The sequence below is a fragment of the Streptomyces sp. NPDC002911 genome, from assembly GCF_053591835.1.
This window is the reverse complement of the sequence record NZ_JBSFUO010000040.1, coordinates 1-23,258: the sequence shown is the minus strand read 5'-3', so window position 1 is coordinate 23,258 and position 23,258 is coordinate 1. Positions and strand designations below refer to the sequence as shown.

Genomic DNA, 23,258 nt, shown 5'->3' with positions numbered 1-23,258 from the left:
CCGACAACTCTAAGTCTGTTGCGAGAAAGAGATCAAGTAGGTGGGTGGAGCGAACCCACCCACCGCGCTGCTCACGGTACGCACGCCCGACCGCGGACACCTCAGCCTCGCCCAGGACCTCCTGCAGCGGCTTCAGCAGCGACTGTTCCAGCTCGGTCAGCTGACGGCGGCCACCGCGTCCCGTTCGTAGCTCCTCCGACACATCTGGTTCGGTAGGCTGCGGCGCTGCCGGCGTGCCTGTGCCATATCGGATGCGGGCGCGGTCGAGTGCAGCTTCATGGCTGCGGGCATGGTCGTCGCGTGGGTCGAAGGTGAGTTGGCGGGGTGCGTGCTCGGCGGGCTGAAGGCGCCCGCACGAGGCCGACACGGTGATCAACCACCTCCGCGGTACTGGATCAATGACACTTTCAACGCCTCGTCGGCGTCCTCGCCGCGGTATGGCCAGTTGATCAAGGCAAACGCGGCAGCAGTGCGACTCCAGCCCCGCACCGTCGCGATCCTCGACGGGAACGGCGAGTGGGCGTGGGCAAACAACAGCAGCTACTCCACATCGCGATGCGTGAACTTTGGCACCCTCCGCAATAACAACTACAAATTCGAGGTCACCGCCTACAACACGGTCAACTGACGCAGCTCGATGGCCGCAGGTACCCGCTGTGGCGAGGGAGAACAGAAGCGGCCGCACCGTTGAGGGTGCGGCCGCTTCTCTTCGACGTTCAGTTGGAGGTATTGAGGACGCCTCCTGAAGAGGGCGGGCGGGCAGCCGGAACCGCTGGCACAGCAAGTGCACATCATGGCGATCGACATCACTAGCCGGGTATCCCGTGTGCCACTGCACCGTCGTTCGGCCCGCGCGGATCGACCTGAGTGCGGCCAGATTCCCGCCTCCACAACCTCGTCCTCGCCGGCTGATCGAGGAGACAGCAGGTCAGCGAGCTGGCCAAGATCAATTACGGGGCAGCCTTTCGAGATCAACAACGTCAGAGCGGGTGAAGCACTATCTCGAGGAACTGCGTCAGCCATTCGCCGCTGAGTGCAAGGGCTGGGCAGGCTTCCCAGACACCTTTGAGGACTTCACCGCGTTGCTGCACGAATGGGGCGATGTGACCGTGGAAGCCGCCCACCGCAGCTGGGGGCTCGTGGGTCTGCCATAGCCAACGGCATGAAAGGCCAACTGCTGCCTTTCAGGTACGTGACGCCCAGGTTGACCTCGAGGCCGGTACAACGCCCGGCAAGCACGTGGTGCTCCTCGACGACTGAAGATGCACCGACCATCCCGCACTGGCCCGGCCGCGCCGGGTTTGTGGCCGTTCCGCGTTCCAGATCGCCCGCCCCCGGAGGGAAGATCTGACGCAGGGCCGGCAAACCGAATGGTTTGGCCGTCTATCGTGTACCTATGCCTCGCTCCGCCGTCTCCCGTAAGACCTCGAACTCCTCGACCGCCGACACCAGGCAGCGGATCCTCGCCGCGGCGAAGGACGAGTTCGCCCGGTACGGCATCGCCGGCGCCCGAGTGGACCGCCTCGCCAAGCAGGCGCGGACCAGCAAGGAACGGGTATACGCCTACTTCAGCAGCAAAGAGGCTCTCTACCAATACATCGCCGGGCACGAAACGGCCGCGCTTATCGAGGCCACCCGCATGGACCCGGCGGACCTGCCCGGCTACGCCGGCATCCTCTTCGACCACTTCACGGCCCACCCGGACCACTATCGGCTCATCGCCTGGGGCCGCCTCGAACTCGCCGACGGCGAAGCCGACAGCGACACGGTTGACCCCCTGCTGACCACCATCACCGGCAAGGTCGAACAGCTCCGCGACGCGCAGCGCGCCGGCCTGATCGATCCCGCCTGGGATCCGGTCGACGTGCTCGCCCTGATCAATCAGATTGCCACCACCTGGGCAGGTCAGCCGGAGATCGGCGCCGCCGCGGCCAAGCTGGCCGCGGACACCTCCGTCGGCGCGCGCCGCGCGGCCCTGGTCGCCGCCGTCGAGCGCCTGTTCCCCCGCCCACGCTGAGCATCAGACCGCCGAACTCCGAAAAATCCGGCTCGCACCTCAGTGCTGCCCCAGCAGGCCCGCGAGCCAGGCCCCACCACCGAGGGTGTTGTGTGGCGCAGGCGGCCGCCCGCTCCCAGGAAGACGATGAGCGGCAGCGTGCCGTCACCGGCTTCTTCATGCTTACTCGGTGATCAGCCCCGGCGATGCCGCGCAGGGAGAACTCGGCCTTGGCGGCGCTCACGATGCGGTCACAGACCGAGTCTGCGCCGGTTGAGGAGCCATGCCTCCAAACCGTCCGACCAAACCGTTTGGTTTGTCGCTGAGGGAAGACTGGCGTACGATTCAAACAGAACCGTTTGGTTTGATATGAGGAGATGCGCATGCAGCACAGGACACTCGGCACCCAGGGCCTGACCGCTTCGGCGATCGGCTACGGATCGATGGGCCTGACCATGGCCTACGGCCCCGGCACCGAGGAGGCGGGTATCGCCGCCATCCGCCGCGCCCACGACCTGGGCGTCACCTTCTTCGACACCGCCGAGCTCTACGGCTTCGGCACCGGCTCCAACGAGATCCTGGTCGGCAAGGCGGTCAAGAACTTCCGCGACGAGGTGGTCCTGGCCACCAAGTTCGGTTTCGACCTGTCCGACCTGTCTCAGGGAATCGGCGGCCTCAACAGCCGCCCCGACAACATCCGCAAGGTCGCCGACAACAGCCTGCGCTACCTGGGCGTCGACCAGATCGACGTCTTCTATCAGCACCGGGTCGACCCGGACGTGCCGATCGAGGAGGTCGCGGGTACCGTCAGCGAGCTGATCGACGCGGGCAAAGTGAAGTACTTCGGCCTCAGCGAGGCCGGCCCGGAGACCATCCGCAAGGCGCACGCCGTCCAGCCGGTCTCGGTCCTGCAGACGGAGTACTCGCTCTTCGAGCGCGAGGTCGAGCAGCTCTTCCCGCTGCTCCAGGAGCTCGGCATCGGCTTTGTTCCCTACTCGCCCCTCGGCCGCGGCTTCATCACCGGTACCGCGAAGCCCGCGGGACAGTACGACGCCACCGACATGCGCAACTCCGATCCGCGCTGGCAGCCCGGCAACTTCGAGAAGAACGTCGAAGCCGTGGACCGACTTGGCCAGCTGGCCACCGCCAAGGGCATCACCGTCTCCCAGCTCGCCCTGGCCTGGCTGCTCGCTCAGGGCGACCAGATCGTCCCGATCCCTGGCACTCGCAGCGCCGCCCGCATGGAAGAGAATGCCCGCGCCGCCGAAGTCGCCCTCACCGAGACCGATCTCGCCGCGATCCGTGAGATCCTCCCGAACGGCGGATTCGGCGCCCGCTACGCCGAAGAGCATGCCCCCAACTGGGTCTGACCCTCAGCGACCTGGAGCGCATCAACAAGATCCTCCCCGAGGGTTCAGCGAGCAGCCGCTACCCGGCCGCTCTGCTCGACGCCTTCACCACCGGCTGAGCTCCGAACCGCCCTGCTTTTCCACCGAACCACGCCCAATTCATCTCTGGAGAAACCATGGGCAACCAGATCGAAAACCTGTTTCACTACCGCGTCAAGTCCGAAATGGAGGAGCAGTACCAGGCCTATCTGGACAAGGTCCTGCCGGTAACCCAGGAGCAGGAGCCGTACATCCTGGCCTACGAGATCTCCCGCGGCAGTGACGGCAGCTACTTCCAGCGCGAGCTCTACGAGAACGAGGAAGCCGTCTGGAAGCACATGGCGCTGACCGCCGAGGGCCAGGCCGACTTCGCCGCCTCCACCGAGATGATCGAACTCGTCACCCTGGGCGAGCTCAGCGAGAAGTTCCGCGACACCTACTCCATCACCACCACCTACACACCCTTCCGCCAGATCACGCGCTGACACGGCACAGCTACCCGCGTGTTGCATCCCGGGCCGCGAAGGCGGCCGGGGTGAGACCGGTGCGGTCGCGGAAAAAGCGGCCGAAGTTCGCGGGTTCCGTGAAACCGAGGTGGCCGGCCACGGAACGGGCGTCCCACTGCGCACCGCCCAGCAAGCGCCGGGCTTCGAGGAGGCGACGCTCGTCAATGAGCTCACGCACTCCCTTGCCGGTGGCATCCCGGGCGGCGCGGCTGAGGGTGCGGACCGAGCAGTCGAGCAACTCCGCGTAGTCCGCGGCCCGGTGCAATTCGCGGAAGCGCAGCTCCAGGGCGTCCGTGAACCGGCCGTAGGTGTCACCACGGACCGTGCCGGCACTCGTGTCGGCGGGAGTGATCCCGAGGGCGCCCGCGAGGCGCAGCAGCAGCGATTCGAGCAGGCTGCGCCGCAGGGCGTGGTGGACGTCGAGAGGGCGACGCCCGAGTGCGCGGTGTTCGTCCAGAAGCTGGAGTGCCGTCTGCCGGAGCCAGGCGGCGTCGTCGGGGTGCGGGCTCAGCACGGCAGGAGCCTCGTGTGCGGTGACCGGGGCCAGCAGGCGGGCGAGGCCGGGCCGCAGTACATCCGGTTCGAACAGAATGAACGGGCCGCGGGCGGCGCCGGGCGGATGCCAGCACTGCGTGTGTCCGGGACGCACCCACAGCCACTGGCCGGGGGCGACGGTCCGCGTGAGGTGGTCGACGTCGTGCCGCAACTCGCCCTCGGTCACGGCAATGAGGTAGTGGAAGTTGGCGCGGCCCGGACGGGGCGGGTTCCACGGCCAGTCGTCGTGCTCGGCGAAGAAGTCCTCGACGGGCCTCACCTCAAGGCCGTACGGGGTGCCGACCGGGGGCTGGAAACCGTACAACGGGACCTCGGCCGGTCCGGCCTGTTCGCTCGGGCTGGGGTGTCGCTTGTCGACCATCACGTGTCCGCAGCCTACGGCCCCATTTGTCGACTTCGAGGGAAGGATGGGGTGTGCCGCCGCAACCACCCCATGAGGAGGGCAACGCCCCATGAACGGAACGACCCTGCACAAGACCGCCGCCGACTGCGCCGAGGAGCTTCCCGGAGCCCAGCTGGAGCATCCCTTCGGCGACGACTGGGAGGTCTTCAAGGTGCGCGGCAAGGTGTTCATGCTGATGACCGAGGTCCCGGGGCGTCCCGTCGTGATTCTCAAGGCGGACCCCGGTGAGGCCCACGCCCTACGGGAGCAGTACAGCCACATCTCCCCCGGCTACCACATGAACAAGAAGCACTGGATCACGCTGGAAGCCGGGGAAGGCGTCGACCAGGAACTGGTCAAGGAACTCGTCACCGACTCCTACCGGCTCGTCGTCGCTCACCTGCCCAAGGCCGAGCGGCCCGTCGACCCCCGCACCTACGGCAGCCGCATGCGGGCAGCCTCGTGAGCGCGGCCGGTGACCGGCTCCAGGACTCCGCACGCGAGACGGCCTCGGCCCTGCCCGGCGTCAGCCACGGCTATCCCTTCACCTCCGCACTGGACGTGTACAAGGTCGCGGGCAAGGTGTTCCTGATCGTCACCGACGACCCGGACGAGCAGATCATCACGGTCAAGTGCGATCCCGAACACGCTCGCGCGCACGTGCACGCCCACGCGTCGATCACACCGGGCCGCTACCTCGACAAACGGCACTGGATCTCGCTCGGACCGGGCCCCGGCATCACCAAGCGGCTGGTCACCAACGCAGTCGAGGACTCCTACGACCTGGTTGTCGAGCGGCTGCCCGAGCGCGACCGCCCCCGTACCCAATGAGCACCGCAAGCGCGCCCACGAGCGGCTGACCCCCTCGCGTATCAGCGCCCCGTGCAAGGCTCGCCACGCCCGCACACCTCCGCCTGCGATCCGAGAGACCGATGCAACCGACCGAAGCGACCCTGCCGCTCTTCGACGAGGAGCCCTCCCGGCCACTCGCCGACCGCCTGCGCCCCACCCAACTGGAAGACGTCGTCGGGCAGGAGCACCTCCTGGCCCCGGACGCCCCGCTGGGTCGCATGGTCGCTCAGCAGCGCCTCGGCTCCGCCATCCTGTGGGGCCCGCCCGGCGTGGGGAAAACGACCATCGCCCGGCTCCTCGCGGACGGCAGCAGCCTGGCCTTCGAACCGGTGTCGGCCACCTTCTCCGGCGTCGCAGAACTGCGGAAGGTGTTCGCCGCCGCCCGCAGCCGGCGCACCATCGGCAAGGGCACCCTGCTGTTCGTCGACGAGATTCACCGCTTCAACCGCGCCCAGCAGGACAGCTTCCTGCCCTACGTCGAGGACGGCACGATCACCCTGGTCGGCGCCACCACGGAGAACCCGAGCTTCGAACTCAACGGCGCCCTCCTCTCCCGCACCCAGGTCCTCGTCCTCAGACGCCTCGGCGAAGCCGCCCTGTCCACGCTGCTCGACCGTGCCGAGCACCACACCGGCCACCAGCTGCCCCTGGACGACGACGCCCGTCGCGCCCTGATCGCCATGGCCGACGGCGACGGCCGCTACCTCCTCAACATGGCCGAACAGCTCCAGGCCCTCCCGGACCCCGGCACCCCCCCTGGACACCGCCGCGCTCGCCCACCACATCCAGCAGCGCGCCCCGCTGTACGACAAGGCGCAGGAGGGGGCCACTACAACCTGATCTCCGCGCTCCACAAATCGATGCGCGGCTCCGACCCGGACGCGGCCCTGTACTGGCTCGCCCGCATGCTCGACGGCGGCGAGGACCCCGTTTTCGTGGCCCGCCGCCTGGTCCGCTTCGCCAACGAAGACATCGGCATCGCCGACCTACACGCTATCCAGCAGACGCTCGCCGCCTGGGACGTGTACGAGCGACTCGGCTCCTCCGAAGGCGAGTTGGCGATCGCCCAGGCTGTCGTGCACCTCGCCACCGCACCCAAATCCCTCGCCGTCTACCGCGGCTTCAATGCGGCCCACCGATCGGCCCGCCGCACCGGCTCCCTCATGCCACCCGCCCACAGCCTGAACGCCCCGACCCGGCTGATGAAGGACCTCGGCTACGGCAAGGACTACCAGTACGACTCCCACACCACCGACGAATTCTCCGGCGCCGGCTACTTCCCCGACGCCATGGACCACGAGACGTACTACCAACCCACCCGCAACGGCTACGAAGCCCAGATCACCGAACGCCTGCGCCAATGGGCGGCCCTGCGTACTCGCAAAAATGAGTAGTTCTGAGAGACTGCGGGCCCCCGCCGGGCCATGTCCGGTTTACCCCTGAGCTTCGTTCTCATAACCTCTCGCAGAACAGATGTCACACAAAGCCGCATGCGATAGGTTCTGCGACATGTCAGAGCTCGCCGAACCGGTCGCCGCCGTCGAACTGTTCGACAACTGCTGATCTATGCAGCTTCCTCTTCAGCCACGTCATAGAGCGGGCCGGCGGAGCCGCTCTATGACGTGGCCTCGGTGGCCAGGGGAAGAACCCCGTCAGGACTTGGAGCTGGGCCGACCGGGAATGTGACTGAGAATGGACTTGGAGAAACCCCCATCGACGCAGACATCTTGGCCGGTGACATATCCTGCCAGCGGGCTGACGAGAAACTCGATCACGTTCGCGATATCCATCGGGTCGCCGATTTTCGACAACGGGATGATTTTTTCCCTTGCCTTCTTGACTTCGGGATCGAGGTACATTTGTTCAGTCATCTGCGTGCGAGTCATGCCCGGGGATACCACGTTCACGCGGATTCCGTCAGGTGCCCATTCCAGTGCTAGTGTCTGAGCCAACAGCGTGAGCGCAGCCTTGGTTGGACTGTAAGCACCTGACCCGGCATGTGGAAGCTGGCCGGACATTGAAGAGGTGAAACAGGCGGACCCGCGGCTATCCTTCAGGTGCGGGTAACTTGCTTTGGCAAGCAGCCACGCCCCGCGGAGGTTGACGGAGAACATGCCGTCCCAGTCCTCGAGGGAGAGATCCTTAAGTGCGCCAGGGTTGGCAATTCCGGCATTTGCCACCAGCGCATCCAAGCCGCCGAACTCGTCGACCACAGCGGTTACCAGTTGACCGGGCACGTCGGGATCACCCAGGTCTCCTGTCAATGCAATGGCTTTGCCACCCATCGCCTGGATCGATCGGACGACCTCGTCTTGTCGCGCGTTCGCAGTGAGGCCGGATACCGCGATCATCGGCTGTTCGCCACGGGCAAGCGCTGCCTCTGCGAGCCTCAGGCTTGCAGCCGCGCCGATGCCGCTGCTTCCGCCACTGACCAGAACCCTCATTGCACACTCTCCTTATATTTCCAGCAGGCATACTCAGCAGGCCATACCAGTCTTGACATCTGTTCTGATGCGTTTCGAAGCACTCGACTCACACCGGCGATCGAGAATGTCACCTTACTGTTCGATGACCCTCTGAGTCACTCTGAACCCCGAGGCGCTGAAATCACTCTCCGAGATTCCAACCCTCTTCACTGAGGTCACGCATCGCCTTCGCGAATTCTTCAAGGGTGTTCTCTTCGCGGATGACTTCGAGCACGACGTTGTCTACTCCAATTGTCTCTTGGACTGCTTTACCCAGCCCGTTCCAATCGATCACCCCAGTGCCGATGGGATCGTGTCCCCATGTTTCCGTACCCGTGTCGGAGATATGCATGAGTGCAACCGATCCGTGGTGTGAGCGCAGACTCGATACGGGATCCTCCCCGATATAAGCAGCGTTCGCGACGTCGTACACGATTTTCAGTGCATCATCGTTGACCGTGCTGACGATATCTGCCAGTTCCTCAATCGTGGGCGCAAAGCAGTAGGGGGTGTTCTCGAAGAGGAGTCGCTTTCCCGCCCGCTTGGCCAGCGGGATCAGCTCTTCCAGGCTTTCGTACATCCACCCGTAGACACTCTCGAGTGAGGGGGAGATCATAGGACGCCGTGTGCCGGGTGAGATGACGACTTCCGGGACATCCCAAGCCACCGCAAGATCGATCACCGAGGCGATGTGCTCGATGCTCTTCCGGCGCATGCTGGCACCAGGACTGGCCAGATTGATGTCGTATCCGCCGGCGTTCAGGGATCGGATCTTGGCGCCGTTTTCGTTGAGCGTCACCAGGATCGCCGAACGCTCGGAGCTGGAGATCTCTTCCGGCCAGCAATGTGGAGAGCTGATGGGAACCTCGAAGGTGTTGTACCCATTCTGGGTCAGCTCGGATATCGCATCGATCGCCGTTGTCGACCAAAGATACGAAAAAGTGTTGATGATCATATGAATGTCCGTTCAATCTCTGAGGAGTCCCCATCGTGCGCTCAGGAGCAGGGGTGGCTACGACCGGGGAACCTCGTACTGTTCAGGGGCTGAACTGGCAGCAGTGGACGAGTTCTCGCTCATGACGACGGCGATGGTGTCGGTCGCGGAAACGATCTCCCGCGGGGCTCGGCTGCCGGTCTCCGGGAGCGTGAAGTAGACGATGAGGCACAGGGCGACGATGACGATCATGTAGATCGCCACGTACATGGGCCGTCCGGCGCCGACGAACGCGGACGCGATGAGGGGAGCGGTGCCGCCGAAGAGGGCGATGACGATCTGATGGGCGAATCCGATTCCGGAGACGCGGACCGAGGCGGGGAACAACTCGGCCTGGATGGTGGGGTAGACGGCCTGCCAGATTCCGAGGACAACCCATCCGGAGGCGGCGACGATGACGTAGACACCGAAGCCGGGCGCCTGCAGGAGGAGAAGGAGCGGATAGAACAGGACGATCATTCCGATGGCGCCGATGATGGGGAAGATCTTCCGGCGACCGAGACGGTCGGAGAGGTAGCCGCCGACGGGGACGACGACCACCAGCAGGGCCAGGCCGATCGCGCTGCCGGCAAGGGTGGACGACAGGTCTCGGCCCGAGGTGAGGTTGGCGTAGGTGGGCAGGAACGTCGCCCAGGTGTAGTAGGCCACGGCGGGAGCGGACAGGGCAGCAGTCTGCAGGATCGCCTTGGGGTGTTCGCGGAGCAGCTGGAGGAGCTTCGCGGGTGCGGACTTCTGCTCGACGAGCGTGCTGGCTTCGAACTCCGGAGACTCGTCCGAGCGGGCGCGGAGGATGAGTCCAACGACGCCGATCACACCACCGATGATGAAAGGGATCCGCCATCCGTAGGACGCCAGGGCGTCGGCGGCGAAAACAGAGGTGACGGTGGCGGCGGCGCCTGTTGCGGCGAGGGTTGCCAGCCCGCTGGCCATGTTGGTGAAGGAGCCGAAAAGTCCGCGCCGGTTGGCTGGAGCGTGTTCCACCATGTACGCGATGGCGCTCTGCCCCTCGGTGCCGGCGGAGATGCCCTGGAGGATGCGGGCGACGACGAACAGGATCGGCGCGAAGTAGCCGATGCTCGCGTACGGGGGTGTGAACCCGATGATCAATGCGCCGAGAGCCATCCCCGAGACCGCGAGGGACAGGACGCGGCGGCGCCCGTACCGGTCGGCAAGCGGGGAGAGGATGATGCCGCTCAGAGGCCGCACGAGGAACCCGATGGCGTAGGTGAGGAACGCGGCGATGAGGGACGCGAACTGGGAGCCCGAGGGGAAGATCTGCGCGGAGAAGACAGAGGCGAGAAGACCGTATATGTACCAGTCGTACCACTCGACAAAGTGTCCGACGGTCCCGGCGAGCAGGTTACGGGCCTGTCCCTTACGCGGGACGGGATCTGCGCTGTCGGGGATGGATGCGCTGGGCGCGCAACGTGAGGGCGTCATTGCATTCTCCATTGCATTTTGGTCGCGAGTGAGCATCCCAACGCCCCCGGCCGAGGGTCGCTGAACCTGTTGAAGGGGGTGTCTGCCTGTCTAGGCGGAGAGTCCCTCGTCTGCGACGAGGTAGGCATAGCTCGGCCAGCTCCGGGAGATATCAGCCGCGGCCGCGAGCAGGGGCGGCGACAGCTCGGCCATGCGCGCTCGGGTCATCCGCACGGAGGGGCCCGCGATGCTGATCGTCCCGGTGGCCTCCCGGCCCGGCCCGGCTCCATGGATGGCGGCCGCCACGGCACTGATACCGAGGTCCATCTCCTCAATCGTCGTGGCGTACCCGCGGTGACGAACCTCGTCGAGCTCGTCCTGGAGAGCGGACCGATCGAGGGTGGATCTGGGGGTGACGTCGAGACGGCTCTCGTGCGCCAGCACGGTCGCGACTCGGTCCGGAGAGAGAGTGGCGAGCCACGCCTTCCCGGATGCAGTGGCGTGGGGGACCGCGTCCTGGCCCATGACGGGGTCGATGCGGAGGGACGAGTTCGCCCCCTGGGCTTTGGCGATCCACTTCAAGGAATCGTTGGTGGCTACCGCCAGGCGGACGAGCTCTTCACACTCCGCCGCGAGCGAGTCCAGGCTTCGCTGAGCCCACGTTTCCACTGCTGACGAGGACAGCTGGCGGAGCCCCAGGGCGCCGAGGCTGTGAGTGGCGAAGTAGCTGGAGGTGCGGGGATCCTGATTCACATAGCCCGCATCGACCAGGGCGGCGAGGAGGCGATGAGCTATGGCCTTGTTGACGCCCAGACGCTCGGCGATCTCCGTGACGCGTCGGCCTTCGGGATGCGGCGCCAGCAGTTCGAGCACGCGCATCGCATTTGTGACGTCATCGGCTAGTGCCATGTTCTCGTCTCCTCGCCATCGTGGATCCACGTCCACGTCCGCGTCGACGTGGATCTACGTCCACGTCCGTGTCGACGTGGATCCACGTCCACGTCCGTGTCGCTGTAACGCTGTTACGAAACGTCACACGCGTCCGCCCTGTCAAGACCCAGCGGTCATCCTGGTCATCAGACCCGCGAGAACGCAGCGGTCAGATCTGCTGTACCAGCTCACGAAGACGCGTGAACGCCGACTCGTCATCGTTCACGACGACGTCGTGCTCGCCGGTGTTCCAGCGGCACTCGAGTGCACCGAATCGCTCCCAGTAGACGTCCCATCCGGCGAGCTTGACCCGGTCCCGCTCGCTGCCGCGCTCGATCAACCGTTGCCGCACGACCTCGGGCGAGGTGCGCACGTGGATCACCCGGATGCGAGCGACGGGCCAGCCTGCACTCTCGGTCGAGCGACGTAGGAAGTCGGAGTCTCCGAGATACGCCACGAACGGTGCATCGATGACGACGGAGTGGCCGAGTTCCAGATTCCGGCCGGCGGTCGCGAAGAGCGTCTCGTACTCGGCCGGCATGACCCTCCGCAGGTACAGCTCGTTCGATTCCCGATCGGAGGGATCCTGCCCGAACGCCTCGAGAGCCACTCGCACGAGGGAGCCGGCGAGCGTGTCCTTGTCGAGATACGCCGCGCCCGTGAGGGAGCTGAGGTGTCTCGACAGGGTCGACTTGCCCGACCCCGCCCCGCCGAGCGTGATGTAGGCAACGGGCAGGGCCTGGACGTCGGCTGTCACCGCTTCACTCGCGCGATCGCGGCCACGAACTCCTTCGCCGCTGCGGTGACCTTGCCCATGTCGCCGTCGGGGCGGCCGGCCTTGGTGATGGCGCTGCCCACTCCGACCGCCGCGACGCCTGCGGCGAACCAGTCGCCGACGTTGGCGGTGGTGACGCCACCCGCCGGAAGGATCGGGACGTGCGCGAGCGGCGCCAGGACCGCCTTGGCGTAAGGGATGCCGCCGGCTTCGGTGGGGAAGAGCTTGACGATGTCCGACCCGGCCTCGGCCGTATCGAGGATCTCGGTCGGCGTGTAGGCACCACTGATGGTGGCGATCTGGTAGCGGTTGGCGACGCGGATCATCTCGGGGTTGAGGTTCGGGCTGACGAGGAACTGCGCGCCGGCCTGAATGCTCGACCAAGCGGCGTGCCCGTCGAGGACGGTGCCCGCGCCGAAGGCCACATCTTCACCGGCGAAGCGCTCGGTCAGGCGCTCGATCACGGTGAGGGCGCCGGGGATCGACAGGGTGATCTCAAGGGCGCGGATGCCACCGGCGACGGCTGCCGAGGCGACCTCGAACGCCTCCTCGGCGGTGTCGAGGCGGACGATGAGGACGTTGCCGGAATCGCGGATGGTCTCTATGACGTGGAGTTTTTGGAACATGGCCCTGATGGTTACACCACTCTGGTGCGCTTCGTCGAGCCGCAACCCGGGCGCATTGACGAATCGCGGCGAGGTGTACATCCTGAGTTGCAATCGATCTCAGCAATCGTTCTCATTCGCGAGGGCGACTGGAACGCCGGGATCCTCATCGAAGCGAAGGAGTCCACGGCGGTGGATCATTCCTCTTCGGCCCCTCGGCCCTCGGCCGTGGTGCTGGGTGCGTCCCACTGGCACGCGCCGCTGTACCGTGCCGGGCTCGCTCGGCACTTCCGCGTGACCGCGGTGCAGGCCCCCGACCCTGCGGTCACTCGGGCATTCGCCGAGCCCTTGGGCGCACCAGTCGCGGCGAGCGTCGACGAGGCTCTGGACCAGGACGGCATCGAGGTGGCGTTCGTGTTCTGCCCGCACCACGAGATGCTCGCGGTCGGCCGAAAGCTCATCGCCCACGGCATCCCGTTCGTGATCGAGAAGCCCGCCGGTGCGAACCTCGCCGACCTTCGGACGCTCGAGGAAGAGGCACGCTCGGCCGCCGTGCCGGCGACCGTGCCGCTCGTCCAGCGCGGCGCCCCGATCGACACCTGGCTGCGACAGGCCGGCGACATCGTCTACGAGCGGATGGCGTTCGTCGCCGGTCCGCCCTCACGGTACCGGAGCAACGGCAACCCGTGGCTACTCGAACCCGCCCTCTCCGGCGGCGGCAGCCTCATGAACCTGGGCCCGCACTTCGTCGACCTTGCCATCCGCCACCTCGGACACCCCGTCGACATCGTCCAGAAGCTCTCCACCACGCTGCACGGCGAGGCGGTCGACGACCACTCCACGATGATCCTGACCACCGGCACGGGCCGCGAGGCAATCGTCGAGGTCGGCTACGCGTTCCCCAACTCGCCGCTGAAGCGGTACTGCAGCTTCACCGCCGCCGGGACCAACGGGTTCGCCACCGTCGACACCACCGGCAACGCGACGTTCACCGACCGATCCGGCATCACCAGGAGCGCCGTCCTCGAGGTCGACAGCGACCCGCTGTACGACGTCTTCGTCACCGGCGTCGCCGACACCCTCACGACCGGGTTCGCGGGCCTGCCGACGCTCGCCGAACTTGCGAACACTATGGAGCTCATCTGGTCGCCGCACCTGGAGAGGACGGCTCGTCGTGGCTGAGGTGAGCATCGACGACGTCGCCAAGGCGGCCGGCGTGCACCGCTCGACCGTGTCACGCGCGTTCTCGAAACCGGATGCCGTACGCGCGGCGACCCGGGAACACGTGCTGCGTGTCGCAGCCGAGCTCGGGTACTCGATGAACCCCCTCGCGCAGGCTCTCCGCCGCGGCTCGAGCAACCTCATCCCGCTGATCGTTCCGGACATGACCAACCCGTTCTTCGCCGAGCTGGCGCGCACGACCGCCGCCGCCGCCGAAGCACGCGGCTACCAGCTGATGCTCTGCATCACCGACGGCGACACCGGGCAGACCGCCGACTACGTGAGCGCGATGCACTCCATGTACTCCCCCTTCGGCATCGTCGCCCCCTCAACCCGGGTCAACCTCGAGGCGCTCCGCCGGTACGCGTTTCAGAACCGGGTCGTCGTCATCGACCGGGTCGAAGACGACCCCGCCGTGCCCACCGTCACTGTCGACAGCGCCCGGGGCATCGACCTCGCCTTCGACCACCTCCTTGGTCTAGGCCACGCGAACATCGCCTACGCCCCGGGGATCGTCGGCACGTACACCGCCCAGGATCGCTGGGACGCCTACCACCACGCCGCCGAGCGTCACGCCATCGCACCCGTCGTCCTGGAGGCGGCGCCCGGCGCCGATCCGGGGCCGGGGGTCGTGGACCACTGGATGCGGGAACCGATCCGCCCGACGGCGGTGATCGCCTCCAACGACCTCATCGCATTCGCCATGATCTCCGAGCTCGGCTCGCGCGGACTGTCCGTACCTGCCGACCTGTCGGTGGTCGGCTTCGACGGCCTCGACCTCGGCGCCCAGTTCAACCCCCGGTTGACCAGTGTCCGACAGCCAATCACCGACCTCGGACGGATCGCCATCGAACTCGGCGAGGCCCTTATCGCCGGCGGTTCGCCCGAACACATCGTGCTCGAGCCATCGCTTCTCATCCGCTCCTCCACCCAGGAACTCCGTTCATGAATCCGAACCCCGGTCGCCTTCCCGGTCTGCAATACGTGGACCACGTGGCCTTCACCGTCCCCGACCTCGACGACGCCACCCGCCTGTTCACCGTCCTTCTCGGCGCCGAGGAGCTCTATCGCTCCACCCGCGGACCCGATGCCGCGGTCATGCCGGAGCACTTCGGCGTGCCCGCGGACGCGCACCTGGAGCTGCGCATGCTCCGGCTGCCGCCGAACCTGAACGTGGAGCTGTTCCAGTGGTGGAGCGAGGACCGCTCCCCCGTGTTCCCGCGCGCCAGCGATGCGGGCGGGCACCACCTCTGCTTCGTCGTCGACGACGTCGACGACGTCGTCGCCGCGGTCGCCGACCTCCGGGGCATCGAGATCCTCGGCGCGCGCAAGGAGGTCGCCGGCGACAGCCCCGCTGTCGCCGGGAACCGGTGGGTGTACGCCCGCACCTCCTGGGGACTCATCCTCGAGTTCGTCGACCGCTCGCGGGTCGCCGATCCCCCACGTCTCGTCGGCCCCCACGACTGGCACACCCACTCGACCTCGAAGACCTCGGAGACATCCTCATGAAGATCGCCGGCCACACGCTCGGCACCCCCGACCACACCGTTCCCGAAGCGCTTGAACTCTTCGCCCGGGCTGGCCTGGATGCCGCCGAGGTGATCTACCAGGACGACTACACGAGCGGTCTGCCCATCGGCGGTGCCGCGGCAGCGGCGGAAGCGGCACGCGTCGCCGACGGCGAAGGCATCCCGGTCATCGGGCTCACCCCGTACACGACCGCCATCAACGCGACCGACGAGCGCATACGCGGAGCAGCCGTCGACGAGCTGCGGTCGGCCATCGACATCGCCCACGCGGTCGGCGCGAACCGCATCCGCGTCTATGCCGGCGCGTGGCAGCCGGGCCAGCAGGACCACGCCGCGCACTGGACGCAGCTCGTTCGTTCACTCCAGGAGCTCTCCGGCCCAGCGGCGGACGCAGGCGTCGTGCTCTGCGCCGAGAACCACTTCGGCACCATGACGCAGACCGCGCGCGACACCGCAAAGCTCATCCGCGAGATCGACTCGCCCGCCGTCCGCGTCCTCTACGACCAGGCGAACCTCACCTTCACCCACGACGAGGACGTCGACGACGCCTTCACCGTCCAGGGCGATCTCATCGGCCACGTGCACGTCAAGGACCTCGTCTTCAAGGACTCGAACGCCCCATTCGTCGCGTCCGAGACGGCGCGCGTGCGCGCCGAGGAACGCGCCGTCATCTCACGCGTCGTCGGCGACGGCGCCCTCGCCTGGTCGCCCATCCTCCGGCGCCTCCGCGAGGTCGGCTACGACGACGTGCTCTCGCTCGAATACGAGTACCGGTGGCATCCGCAGGATCTCGACGCCCCCGAAACCGGATTCCGTCGCGGCGCCGAGCACCTCCGTACGCTGCTGCAGCAGCTCGATCTCGAGGCGAACAGCCAGGACGCCGAGGTCCGCTCGTGACTGCACTGCGCGTCGGCGTGGTTGGCGCCGGCAACATCGCCAGCATCGCGCAGCTCCCCACCCTCGTTCAGCGCGACGACGTCGAGCTGCGCGCCCTGGTGTCGCGGCGCGAGGACCCGAGCCTGCTGCAGCGTCGGTGGGGGTTCGCGAACGTGTACCGCACGGTCGACGCGATGCTCGACGCCGAAGAGCTCGACGCCGTCTTCGTGCTCACTCCCCGCTCCGAGCACGTCGCGGCCGTCGAGAGCGCCCTTCGCGCCGGCATCGACGTGTTCTGCGAGAAGCCCCTCGCCACCTCGACCTCCGACTCCGTCCGCCTCGCGGAGCTCGCCGACGAGCACGGCCGCATCCTGATGGTCGGCCTGAACCGGCGGTTCGCGCCCGTGTACGTCGCTGCACGGGAAGCGTTCGGTGCGGCCGGAGCGTCGTTCTGCGTCGCGCAGAAGAACCGCGCCGGCTCCGAGTACCGGGCCACGTTCGAGAACGCGATCCACATGGTGGACCTCCTCCGCTGGTTCTGCGGCGGAGACGTCGTCGAGGTCACCAGCGCGGCCGCCGGAACCGACCCCTGGGAGGAGGACGGCGCGGCCGCCCTCATCCGGTTCTCGACCGGGAACACGGGCCTGCTGGTCGCGGCCCGAGCCGCCGGCGCGTGGGGTGAGAAGCTCGACGCGTACGGGCAGCTACGCTCGGCGGAGGTCATCGCCCCCGACACCGTCGCGGTGACGGCGGACGGCGTCCGCACCGTCCGGTCGATGAGCCCCGAGGCGTTCGGCTGGGCGACCGCGACCGAGACCTTCGGCTTCGCCGCCGCGGTCCGCCACTTCCTCGACCGTGTTCAGGACCGGCAGCAGCCGCTGACCTCCGGATGGGAAGCGGTCAAGACCCAGCAGCTACTCGACAAGATCCTCGCGGCGGCAGGCCTGCCCACCGAGGAGCAGGAGGGACGCACATGGTCCAGCAAAGCAGTGCAGTAGCGCCGCTGCCCCAGGTCGCTCTGGTCACCGGCTCCAGCGGCGGCATCGGCGCGGCCGTCGTCGACGCGCTGCAGGCGCGCGGGGACATCGTCGTCGGGGCGGACCTCGCGCCCCTCGACGGGCAGGACATCGCCGGGTTCTCCGAGCTCGACGTCACCGACGAGCATCAGACCGCCGAAGTGGTACGCCGGATCGTCGCCGAGCACGGCCGCATCGACGTCCTCGTCCACGCCGCGGGGGTGCTCGGCGGCACCGCCGCTCCGCTGGCGACCACGACCGAGGAGTTCGAGCGCACCATGCGCATCAACGCCACGGGCACGTTCACCATCACGCGCGAGGTCGCGAACCTCATGCGGGGCAGCGGCACGAAGGGCACCATTCTGCTGCTGTCGTCGGTCGCGGCCAAGGAAGCGCGGATCGACTACCTGCCGTACAACGCCAGCAAGATCGCCGTGCTGCACATCATGTGGTCGATGGCGAAGATCCTCGGACCGGACGGGATCTCGGTCAACGCCGTCAACCCCGGACCGGTGAACACGCCGATGTGGACACTGCTCGCCGACCAGTCCGGCTCCGCGCAGGCAGCACGCGACGCTCGCGCCGCGCAGCTCCCCATGCGACGCTTCGCCGAACCGGCCGAGGTCGCCAACGCGATCGGCTTCCTCACGGACCGGGCCAACCGGTACATCACCGGCGTCTCTCTCGATGTCGCCGGTGGAGCGCATCTCGGTATGGGGTCCTAGGGTCTGTTGCGAAAGTGCTGGTCAAAGCCACTCGTTGATGGCTGCGACCAGCACCGTCGCCTCGTAGCGCACGGCCAACTTGTCGTATCTCGCGGCCACCGCGCGGTGCCGTTTCAGCCGGTTTATCCCGCACTCCACCGCGTGGCGCTCCTTGTAGTCCTCCTTGTCGAAGGCCGGCGGCCGGCCGCCTCGGGAGCCGAGCTTCTTGCGGTTGCGGACCTGGTCGGCCTTCTCCGGGATGGTGCATCCGATCCTGCGTCTGCGCAGGTAGGAGCGGTTCGCGCGTGAGCCGTAAGCTTTGTCGGCACGAACCCTGGACGGTTTGGTGCGCGGCCGTCCGGGACCGGTGCGAGGGACGCGGATGCGTTCGAGGACGGGCTGGAACTGCGGACTGTCGTGCCGGTGCCCGGCAGTGATCAGCAGCGACAGCGGCTTCTGCCCCTGCTCGGTCGCGAGGTGGATCTTCGTGGTCAGGCCGCCTCGGGAGCGTCCGAGGCCATGGTCGTCCGGCTCGGTGTCGATCCCGCCGGGCGGCTCGCGCTGCAGATCCCCTTTTTACGCGCGCCGGCGGCGTGCTGATGGGCACAGCAGACAGTCGAACCCACGCTCACATCCCAGGTGATCAGACCCTGCGCGTCGGCCCGGACCTGCAGTTGCTCGAAGATCCGCTTCCAGGTGCCGTCGCGCTGCCACCGGCGGAACAGGTCGTAGATCCGGTCCCACGGACCGTATCGCTCGGGGACGTCCCGCCACGGGGCACCCGCCCGGGTCCGCCACCGTATCCCGTCGATCAGCTGCCGACGCGTCCACGTCCGCGGCCTGCCCGCCTTCTTCCCCATCGGCAGCAACGGCTCCAACTGAGCCCACTGCCGGTCTGTCAGATCCCCTCGCGCCACACCATGATCATCGCAATTCAAGATCCACTTTCGCAACAGACCCTAGTAGCGCTTCGTTACCTAAGTGATCTTGGTTGGTAGCGGGTAACGCCTGGGACAGGGACGGCTGGGAAGGGAGGCAGTCCGGTTGCAGTCACCGCCGTCGACGGTCGACAGAAAGTTCTCCAGCTTTCTGATGTCCATCTGCGCATCACGTCGTATGGGCGCCTTCGCGGTCTTCGAGGGCGCTGATGGCGGTGGCGGTGAGGCTGTGGGCGATGTGGTCACGCATCAACTGGGCGGCGTCGGCCGCCCGTTCGTCCTCGATGAGATCCACGAGTTGATGGTGCTCCTGGAGGTCACGGGTGCGGGGTTCGTCGCCGGGCGGGAGCTCGAGGCCGAGGCGCCGGTAGCGGTCGGACTTGTCCCATAGGTCATCCAGGAGACCGATGAGCACGTCGTTGTGCGAGGCGCGGTACAACGCCTGATGGAAGGTGCGGTGGGCCGTGAGTGCCTCTTCCCCCCACTGACGTGTGACGGGGAGCAGCTTGCCGACGGCGGCCCGCATCGTCGCGATGTCCTCGTCGGTGCGCCGTAGGGCTGCGAGTTCGGCGGCGGTCGGGTCCAGGGACAGGCGGACCTCGAACAGCTGGCGGGCTTCGTCCGACGTCATGGTGGAGACCCGGACGTCGCGGTGGGTCTCGACGGTGACGAGACCCTCGCTGCTGAGGCGGCGGATGGCCTCGCGCAAGGGCGTGATGCTCATGTTCAGGGACTCGGCGAGGTCGTACTGCGCGAGCCGTGACCCCGCGGGCAGCGTCCCGAAGAGGATCCGGCCGCGCAGCTCCGCGTAGGCGAGGTCGCTCTTGCTGAGGAACAGGTTCGTGTCGGCCATCGCCCCGTACGAATCCTTTCCGGGTGCTCGCACCCCCTTGACAGTCCCGGTCAGGACACCTCAGCCTAACACCGACGTAACTTATAAGATATTAGAGAGGTCATCACAGTGAAGATCACCAACGTCTACGAGGGCGTAGTCCCGATCAGCTCCTCGATCCGCAACGCCTGGATCGACTTCAGCTCCATGGACTGCTCGATCGTGGCGATCGAGAGCGACGTCATCCGCGACGGCAAGCCGCTCGTCGGCTACGGCTTCAACTCCAACGGCCGCTACAGCGCCGGCGAGATCCTGCGCCGCCGCGTCCTGCCCCGCCTGCTGAACGCCGAGCCCGGCAGCCTCCTCGACGAGCAGGGCGGCCTGGACCCGGCCAAGGCGTGGGACGTGATGATGCGTAACGAGAAGCCCGGAGGGCACGGCGAGCGCTCGGTCGCGGTCGGTGTGGTGGACATGGCCCTGTTCGACCTGGCGTCCAAGATCGAGGGCAAGCCGCTGTACCAGTACCTGTCCGAGCGCCACGGAGACGGGCAGCCCGACGACGCGGTGTTCGTCTACGCCGCGGGCGGCTACTACGCCCCCGGCAAGACCCTCACCGACTTGCAGGACGAGATGCGCGGCTTCCTCGACCTGGGCTACGACGTCGTGAAGATGAAGATCGGCGGCGCCGACCTGGCCGAGGACGTCCGCCGTATCGAGGCCGTCATCGACGTCCTGGACGGCGACGGCTCCCGGCTGGCCGTCGACGTCAACGGCCGCTTCGACCTCACCACCGCGCTCGAGTACGGGCGGGCCATCGAGCCGTACGGTCTGTTCTGGTACGAGGAGATCGGCGACCCGCTCGACTACCACCTCAACGCCACCGTCGCCGAGCACTACACCGGCTCCATCGCCACCGGAGAGAACCTGTTCTCCCTGCAGGACGCCCGCAACCTGATCCGTTACGGCGGCATGCGCCCCGACCGGGACACCCTCCAGTTCGACCCGGCCCTCTCCTACGGGCTCACCGAGTACCTGCGCATCCAGGACATGCTCCGCCAGCACGGCTGGTCCTCCCGCCGCTGCATCCCGCACGGCGGCCACCAGTTCTCCCTGCACATCGCCGCCGCCCTCAAGCTCGGCGGCAACGAGTCCTACCCGGGCGAGTTCCAGCCCACCGGCGGCTTCGCCGACGACGCCGTCGTCGAGAAGAGCCGCGTCGGCCTGACCGACACCCCCGGCATCGGATTCGAAAGCAAGGCCGCCTTCTACAAGGTGCTGCGCGCCCTGCACAACTGACCGGCACCGGCAGGGCGGCTCGCTCGAACAGCAGGCCCCCTGCCGCCGGCGCGGGCTCCACCGAGCGCCACGTACGACCCGGGGACGCGAGCCGCCTCACGTCCCCCGCACCCCCCACGGGACAGGGCTACACACGATCGTCGTGCAAGGGAGCACCAACGATGACAAGCACCACCACTGACCGCCCCCAGCGGTCACGGCTGAACCGCCTGATACGCGAGCTGTGGTTCCAGGTCGTGCTGGCCGCGGTCCTCGGCATCGCCGTCGGCATCCTCGCACCAGGGCTCGGCGAGGCACTCAAGCCGCTCAACGACTGGTTCATCGCACTGGTCAAGATGATCGTGATCCCGGTCGTCTTCTGCGTGGTCACCACCGGCATCGCCTCCATGGACAACCTGCGCAAGGCAGGCCGGATCGGCGTGAAGGCGATCGGCTACTTCCTGGTGCTCTCCTTCGTGTCCATGCTCATCGGGCTGGTGATCGCCAACGTCTTCCAGCCCGGCTCCGGACTCAGCGTCGACCCCGCCTCGCTGAACGCGGACGACGTGCCCGAGACCGCCACCGAGCACGCCACCCTGACCGGCTTCGTCTCCTCGCTGATCCCCACCTCACTGCTGGGCGCGATCACCGGTGACGCGATCCTGGCCGCGCTGATGGTCTCGATCATCTTCGGCGTGGCCCTGAACATGGCCGGCGAGGACGGCGCACCCCTGACCCGCGGCATCAAGGCGCTGTCTGACGTCGTCTTCCGCATCGTGGGCTGGGTCATGCGGCTGGCACCGCTGGGCACGTTCGGCGCCCTGGCGACCGTGGTCGCCACCTACGGCGCGGACAGCCTCAAGCAGCTCGGCTACCTCATCATCCTGTTCACCGCCACCTGCATCCTCTACGTCCTGGTCGTCCTCGGCGCCATCATGCGGGCCTGCCGCCTGAGCCTGTTCGGCCTCATGCGCTTCCTCAAGGCCGAACTGCTCGTCGCCCTGAGCACCTGCTCCAGCGAGGCTGTCCTGCCGCAACTGGTACGCAAGCTCGAGACCCTCGGCATCGGCCGGCCCGTGGTCGGCATCGTCATCCCCTCCGGGTTCTCCTTCAACCTGGACGGCTCTGCGGTCTACCTCACGATGGCCTCCCTGTTCCTGGCCCAGGCCATGGGCATCGATCTGTCCTGGCAGCAGCAGCTGATCATGGTCGGCGTCATGATGCTCACCAGCAAGGGGACCGCCGGAATCGCGGGCGGCGCGTTCATCGTGCTCGCCAGCACCGTCACCGCAGTCGGCCACGTGCCCCTGGCCGCGCTCTCCCTGATCGTCGGCATCGACCGCATCCTCAACGAGGGCCGCGTCTTCATCAACGTCCTCGGCAACGCCGTCGCCACCATCGTCATCGGCAAATGGGAGAAGGACATCGACATGGATCAGGCACGCGCCATCCTGAGCAAGCGCGGCCCCGACGCGTCCACGCCGGTCGACACCGACGCCGACGCCACCAAGGTCCGCGTCGACAGCTGACCCGCCCCACCGTCGGCGCCCACCCACGGTGCACCCACCACCCCCGCTCCACACAAGAAGAGGACAGCCCGCATGAGCGCGCCCAGCGTCTCCTACTCGATCACCGTCCGGCTCGAAGTGCCTGCGGGCGGCAGTGCCGTCTCGCAGCTGACAGCCACCATGGAGGCGCTGGGCGGCTCGGTGACCGCCCTTGATGTCATCCACTCCGACGCCGACCGCCTGGGCATCGACGTCACCCTCTCTGCGACCTCGACCTCCCACGCCGACGAGATCGTGCAGCAGCTGCATGACATTGAGGGCGTCACCCTGGGCAAGGTCTCCGACCGTACGTTCCTGATGCACCTCGGCGGCAAGATCGAGATGGCGTCCAAGCACTCCATCCGTAACCGTGACGACCTCTCGATGATCTACACCCCGGGTGTGGCGCGGGTCTGCATGGCGATCGCCGAGAACCCCGAGGACGCCCGCCGT

At 67.1% G+C, this 23,258-nt stretch carries 26 protein-coding genes and 1 pseudogene; 18 read left to right on the top strand and 9 right to left on the bottom strand.

The features are described 5' to 3' along the window. Positions 1–40: 40 nt before the first annotated feature. The 6 genes from ACWD04_RS31395 to ACWD04_RS31370 all read left to right on the top strand — a co-directional run bounded on the left by ACWD04_RS31395 (position 41) and on the right by ACWD04_RS31370 (position 3,869). Complete coding sequence (locus ACWD04_RS31395) at positions 41–190, top strand: hypothetical protein (RefSeq protein ID WP_451137141.1); 150 nt, start codon at positions 41–43, stop codon at positions 188–190. Positions 191–277: 87 nt separating this feature from the next. Further along, positions 278–628: a hypothetical protein gene (locus ACWD04_RS31390; RefSeq protein ID WP_451137140.1), complete on the top strand. Its 351-nt coding sequence runs from the start codon at positions 278–280 to the stop codon at positions 626–628. A gap of 361 nt (positions 629–989) precedes the next feature. Beyond that, on the top strand, positions 990–1,154 hold the full coding sequence (locus ACWD04_RS31385; RefSeq protein ID WP_451137139.1) for a hypothetical protein: 165 nt from the start codon (positions 990–992) through the stop codon (positions 1,152–1,154). A 242-nt stretch (positions 1,155–1,396) separates the two neighbouring features. Further along, positions 1,397–2,017: a TetR family transcriptional regulator gene (locus tag ACWD04_RS31380; RefSeq protein WP_451137138.1), complete on the top strand. Its 621-nt coding sequence runs from the start codon at positions 1,397–1,399 to the stop codon at positions 2,015–2,017. Between the two features lie 362 nt (positions 2,018–2,379). Beyond that, a complete protein-coding gene (locus ACWD04_RS31375) occupies positions 2,380–3,366 on the top strand; it encodes an aldo/keto reductase (protein WP_451137137.1) in 987 nt (328 codons plus the stop codon). A 155-nt stretch (positions 3,367–3,521) separates the two neighbouring features. Continuing rightward, on the top strand, positions 3,522–3,869 hold the full coding sequence (locus tag ACWD04_RS31370) for a putative quinol monooxygenase (protein WP_451137136.1): 348 nt from the start codon (positions 3,522–3,524) through the stop codon (positions 3,867–3,869). A 10-nt stretch (positions 3,870–3,879) separates the two neighbouring features. Here the strand turns inward: ACWD04_RS31370 and ACWD04_RS31365 are convergent, their stop codons facing one another. Next, positions 3,880–4,809, bottom strand: coding sequence for a helix-turn-helix domain-containing protein (locus ACWD04_RS31365; RefSeq protein WP_451137135.1), 930 nt, complete (start codon positions 4,807–4,809; stop codon positions 3,880–3,882). An 88-nt stretch (positions 4,810–4,897) separates the two neighbouring features. Here ACWD04_RS31365 and ACWD04_RS31360 point away from each other — a divergent pair, with 88 nt between their 5' ends. The 3 genes from ACWD04_RS31360 (at position 4,898) to ACWD04_RS31350 (ending at position 7,073) form a co-directional block, all read left to right on the top strand. Then, positions 4,898–5,293 carry an MmcQ/YjbR family DNA-binding protein gene (locus ACWD04_RS31360; RefSeq protein WP_451137134.1) on the top strand — a complete coding sequence of 132 codons (396 nt, stop codon included), beginning with the start codon at positions 4,898–4,900 and terminating at the stop codon, positions 5,291–5,293. After that, a complete protein-coding gene (locus ACWD04_RS31355) occupies positions 5,290–5,658 on the top strand; it encodes an MmcQ/YjbR family DNA-binding protein (protein ID WP_451137133.1) in 369 nt (122 codons plus the stop codon). The genes ACWD04_RS31360 and ACWD04_RS31355 overlap by 4 nt, the downstream gene beginning before the upstream one ends. 101 nt (positions 5,659–5,759) lie before the next feature. After that, complete coding sequence (locus tag ACWD04_RS31350) at positions 5,760–7,073, top strand: replication-associated recombination protein A (protein ID WP_451137132.1); 1,314 nt, start codon at positions 5,760–5,762, stop codon at positions 7,071–7,073. Between the two features lie 258 nt (positions 7,074–7,331). On the opposite strand, the gene ACWD04_RS31345 is transcribed toward ACWD04_RS31350, so the two are convergent. The 6 genes from ACWD04_RS31345 to ACWD04_RS31320 all read right to left on the bottom strand — a co-directional run bounded on the left by ACWD04_RS31345 (position 7,332) and on the right by ACWD04_RS31320 (position 12,888). Further along, a complete protein-coding gene (locus ACWD04_RS31345) occupies positions 7,332–8,123 on the bottom strand; it encodes an SDR family NAD(P)-dependent oxidoreductase (RefSeq protein ID WP_451137131.1) in 792 nt (263 codons plus the stop codon). 163 nt (positions 8,124–8,286) lie between these two features. Continuing rightward, positions 8,287–9,099 carry a sugar phosphate isomerase/epimerase family protein gene (locus ACWD04_RS31340; RefSeq protein WP_451137130.1) on the bottom strand — a complete coding sequence of 271 codons (813 nt, stop codon included), beginning with the start codon at positions 9,097–9,099 and terminating at the stop codon, positions 8,287–8,289. Between the two features lie 57 nt (positions 9,100–9,156). Next, positions 9,157–10,578, bottom strand: a complete 1,422-nt coding sequence (locus ACWD04_RS31335) for an MFS transporter (RefSeq protein ID WP_451137129.1) — start codon at positions 10,576–10,578, stop codon at positions 9,157–9,159. A gap of 90 nt (positions 10,579–10,668) precedes the next feature. Further along, positions 10,669–11,466, bottom strand: coding sequence for an IclR family transcriptional regulator (locus tag ACWD04_RS31330; RefSeq protein WP_451137128.1), 798 nt, complete (start codon positions 11,464–11,466; stop codon positions 10,669–10,671). Positions 11,467–11,656: 190 nt separating this feature from the next. Continuing rightward, a complete protein-coding gene (locus ACWD04_RS31325; protein WP_451137127.1) occupies positions 11,657–12,244 on the bottom strand; it encodes an AAA family ATPase in 588 nt (195 codons plus the stop codon). Further along, positions 12,241–12,888: a bifunctional 4-hydroxy-2-oxoglutarate aldolase/2-dehydro-3-deoxy-phosphogluconate aldolase gene (locus tag ACWD04_RS31320; protein WP_451137126.1), complete on the bottom strand. Its 648-nt coding sequence runs from the start codon at positions 12,886–12,888 to the stop codon at positions 12,241–12,243. The genes ACWD04_RS31325 and ACWD04_RS31320 overlap by 4 nt, the downstream gene beginning before the upstream one ends. A gap of 171 nt (positions 12,889–13,059) precedes the next feature. Between ACWD04_RS31320 and ACWD04_RS31315 the strand changes: the two genes are divergently transcribed. From ACWD04_RS31315 to ACWD04_RS31290, 6 genes are read left to right on the top strand one after another with little or no spacing between them, the layout of a single operon-like run. Beyond that, positions 13,060–14,049: a Gfo/Idh/MocA family protein gene (locus ACWD04_RS31315; RefSeq protein WP_451137125.1), complete on the top strand. Its 990-nt coding sequence runs from the start codon at positions 13,060–13,062 to the stop codon at positions 14,047–14,049. Continuing rightward, complete coding sequence (locus ACWD04_RS31310; protein ID WP_451137124.1) at positions 14,042–15,037, top strand: LacI family DNA-binding transcriptional regulator; 996 nt, start codon at positions 14,042–14,044, stop codon at positions 15,035–15,037. Before ACWD04_RS31315 ends, ACWD04_RS31310 begins: the two co-directional genes overlap by 8 nt. Further along, entirely contained in the window at positions 15,034–15,597 is a 564-nt protein-coding gene (locus tag ACWD04_RS31305; RefSeq protein WP_451137123.1) for a VOC family protein, read from the top strand. The genes ACWD04_RS31310 and ACWD04_RS31305 overlap by 4 nt, the downstream gene beginning before the upstream one ends. Then, a complete protein-coding gene (locus ACWD04_RS31300) occupies positions 15,594–16,514 on the top strand; it encodes a sugar phosphate isomerase/epimerase family protein (RefSeq protein ID WP_451137122.1) in 921 nt (306 codons plus the stop codon). Before ACWD04_RS31305 ends, ACWD04_RS31300 begins: the two co-directional genes overlap by 4 nt. After that, on the top strand, positions 16,511–17,491 hold the full coding sequence (locus tag ACWD04_RS31295) for a Gfo/Idh/MocA family protein (protein ID WP_451137121.1): 981 nt from the start codon (positions 16,511–16,513) through the stop codon (positions 17,489–17,491). Before ACWD04_RS31300 ends, ACWD04_RS31295 begins: the two co-directional genes overlap by 4 nt. Beyond that, positions 17,467–18,234, top strand: a complete 768-nt coding sequence (locus ACWD04_RS31290; protein ID WP_451137120.1) for an SDR family NAD(P)-dependent oxidoreductase — start codon at positions 17,467–17,469, stop codon at positions 18,232–18,234. The genes ACWD04_RS31295 and ACWD04_RS31290 overlap by 25 nt, the downstream gene beginning before the upstream one ends. 21 nt (positions 18,235–18,255) lie before the next feature. Here ACWD04_RS31290 and ACWD04_RS31285 read toward each other — a convergent pair. Further along, positions 18,256–19,130 (bottom strand): IS5 family transposase gene (locus ACWD04_RS31285; protein WP_451137119.1). Its coding sequence is split into 2 segments (ribosomal slippage): positions 18,256–18,783 and positions 18,786–19,130, totalling 873 coding nucleotides; the frame shifts between segments, so codons are not numbered across the junction. A gap of 190 nt (positions 19,131–19,320) precedes the next feature. Next, positions 19,321–20,004 (bottom strand): GntR family transcriptional regulator, encoded by a 684-nt coding sequence (locus tag ACWD04_RS31280; protein ID WP_451137118.1) that lies wholly within the window; start codon positions 20,002–20,004, stop codon positions 19,321–19,323. A 108-nt stretch (positions 20,005–20,112) separates the two neighbouring features. Between ACWD04_RS31280 and ACWD04_RS31275 the strand changes: the two genes are divergently transcribed. From ACWD04_RS31275 to ACWD04_RS31265, 3 genes and pseudogenes are all read left to right on the top strand, one after another. Beyond that, positions 20,113–21,279, top strand: coding sequence for a mandelate racemase/muconate lactonizing enzyme family protein (locus ACWD04_RS31275; RefSeq protein WP_451137117.1), 1,167 nt, complete (start codon positions 20,113–20,115; stop codon positions 21,277–21,279). Positions 21,280–21,440: 161 nt separating this feature from the next. Beyond that, positions 21,441–22,787: a cation:dicarboxylate symporter family transporter gene (locus tag ACWD04_RS31270; RefSeq protein WP_451137116.1), complete on the top strand. Its 1,347-nt coding sequence runs from the start codon at positions 21,441–21,443 to the stop codon at positions 22,785–22,787. A gap of 72 nt (positions 22,788–22,859) precedes the next feature. Beyond that, positions 22,860–23,258, top strand: a pseudogene (locus ACWD04_RS31265) (NAD-dependent malic enzyme); the annotation flags it as partial.

What these genes read in the sequence shown, in the direction of transcription:
- ACWD04_RS31350 (WP_451137132.1), top strand. Translation starts at nt 5,760, where the DNA reads ATGCAACCGACCGAAGCGACCCTGCCGCTCTTCGACGAGGAGCCCTCC.
- ACWD04_RS31375 (WP_451137137.1), top strand. Translation starts at nt 2,380, where the DNA reads ATGCAGCACAGGACACTCGGCACCCAGGGCCTGACCGCTTCGGCGATC.
- ACWD04_RS31305 (WP_451137123.1), top strand. Translation starts at nt 15,034, where the DNA reads ATGAATCCGAACCCCGGTCGCCTTCCCGGTCTGCAATACGTGGACCAC.
- ACWD04_RS31335 (WP_451137129.1), bottom strand. Translation starts at nt 10,578, where the DNA reads ATGACGCCCTCACGTTGCGCGCCCAGCGCATCCATCCCCGACAGCGCA.
- ACWD04_RS31380 (WP_451137138.1), top strand. Translation starts at nt 1,397, where the DNA reads ATGCCTCGCTCCGCCGTCTCCCGTAAGACCTCGAACTCCTCGACCGCC.
- ACWD04_RS31320 (WP_451137126.1), bottom strand. Translation starts at nt 12,888, where the DNA reads ATGTTCCAAAAACTCCACGTCATAGAGACCATCCGCGATTCCGGCAAC.
- ACWD04_RS31280 (WP_451137118.1), bottom strand. Translation starts at nt 20,004, where the DNA reads ATGGCCGACACGAACCTGTTCCTCAGCAAGAGCGACCTCGCCTACGCG.
- ACWD04_RS31345 (WP_451137131.1), bottom strand. Translation starts at nt 8,123, where the DNA reads ATGAGGGTTCTGGTCAGTGGCGGAAGCAGCGGCATCGGCGCGGCTGCA.
- ACWD04_RS31340 (WP_451137130.1), bottom strand. Translation starts at nt 9,099, where the DNA reads ATGATCATCAACACTTTTTCGTATCTTTGGTCGACAACGGCGATCGAT.
- ACWD04_RS31270 (WP_451137116.1), top strand. Translation starts at nt 21,441, where the DNA reads ATGACAAGCACCACCACTGACCGCCCCCAGCGGTCACGGCTGAACCGC.
- ACWD04_RS31370 (WP_451137136.1), top strand. Translation starts at nt 3,522, where the DNA reads ATGGGCAACCAGATCGAAAACCTGTTTCACTACCGCGTCAAGTCCGAA.
- ACWD04_RS31290 (WP_451137120.1), top strand. Translation starts at nt 17,467, where the DNA reads ATGGTCCAGCAAAGCAGTGCAGTAGCGCCGCTGCCCCAGGTCGCTCTG.
- ACWD04_RS31360 (WP_451137134.1), top strand. Translation starts at nt 4,898, where the DNA reads ATGAACGGAACGACCCTGCACAAGACCGCCGCCGACTGCGCCGAGGAG.
- ACWD04_RS31300 (WP_451137122.1), top strand. Translation starts at nt 15,594, where the DNA reads ATGAAGATCGCCGGCCACACGCTCGGCACCCCCGACCACACCGTTCCC.
- ACWD04_RS31390 (WP_451137140.1), top strand. Translation starts at nt 278, where the DNA reads ATGGCTGCGGGCATGGTCGTCGCGTGGGTCGAAGGTGAGTTGGCGGGG.
- ACWD04_RS31330 (WP_451137128.1), bottom strand. Translation starts at nt 11,466, where the DNA reads ATGGCACTAGCCGATGACGTCACAAATGCGATGCGCGTGCTCGAACTG.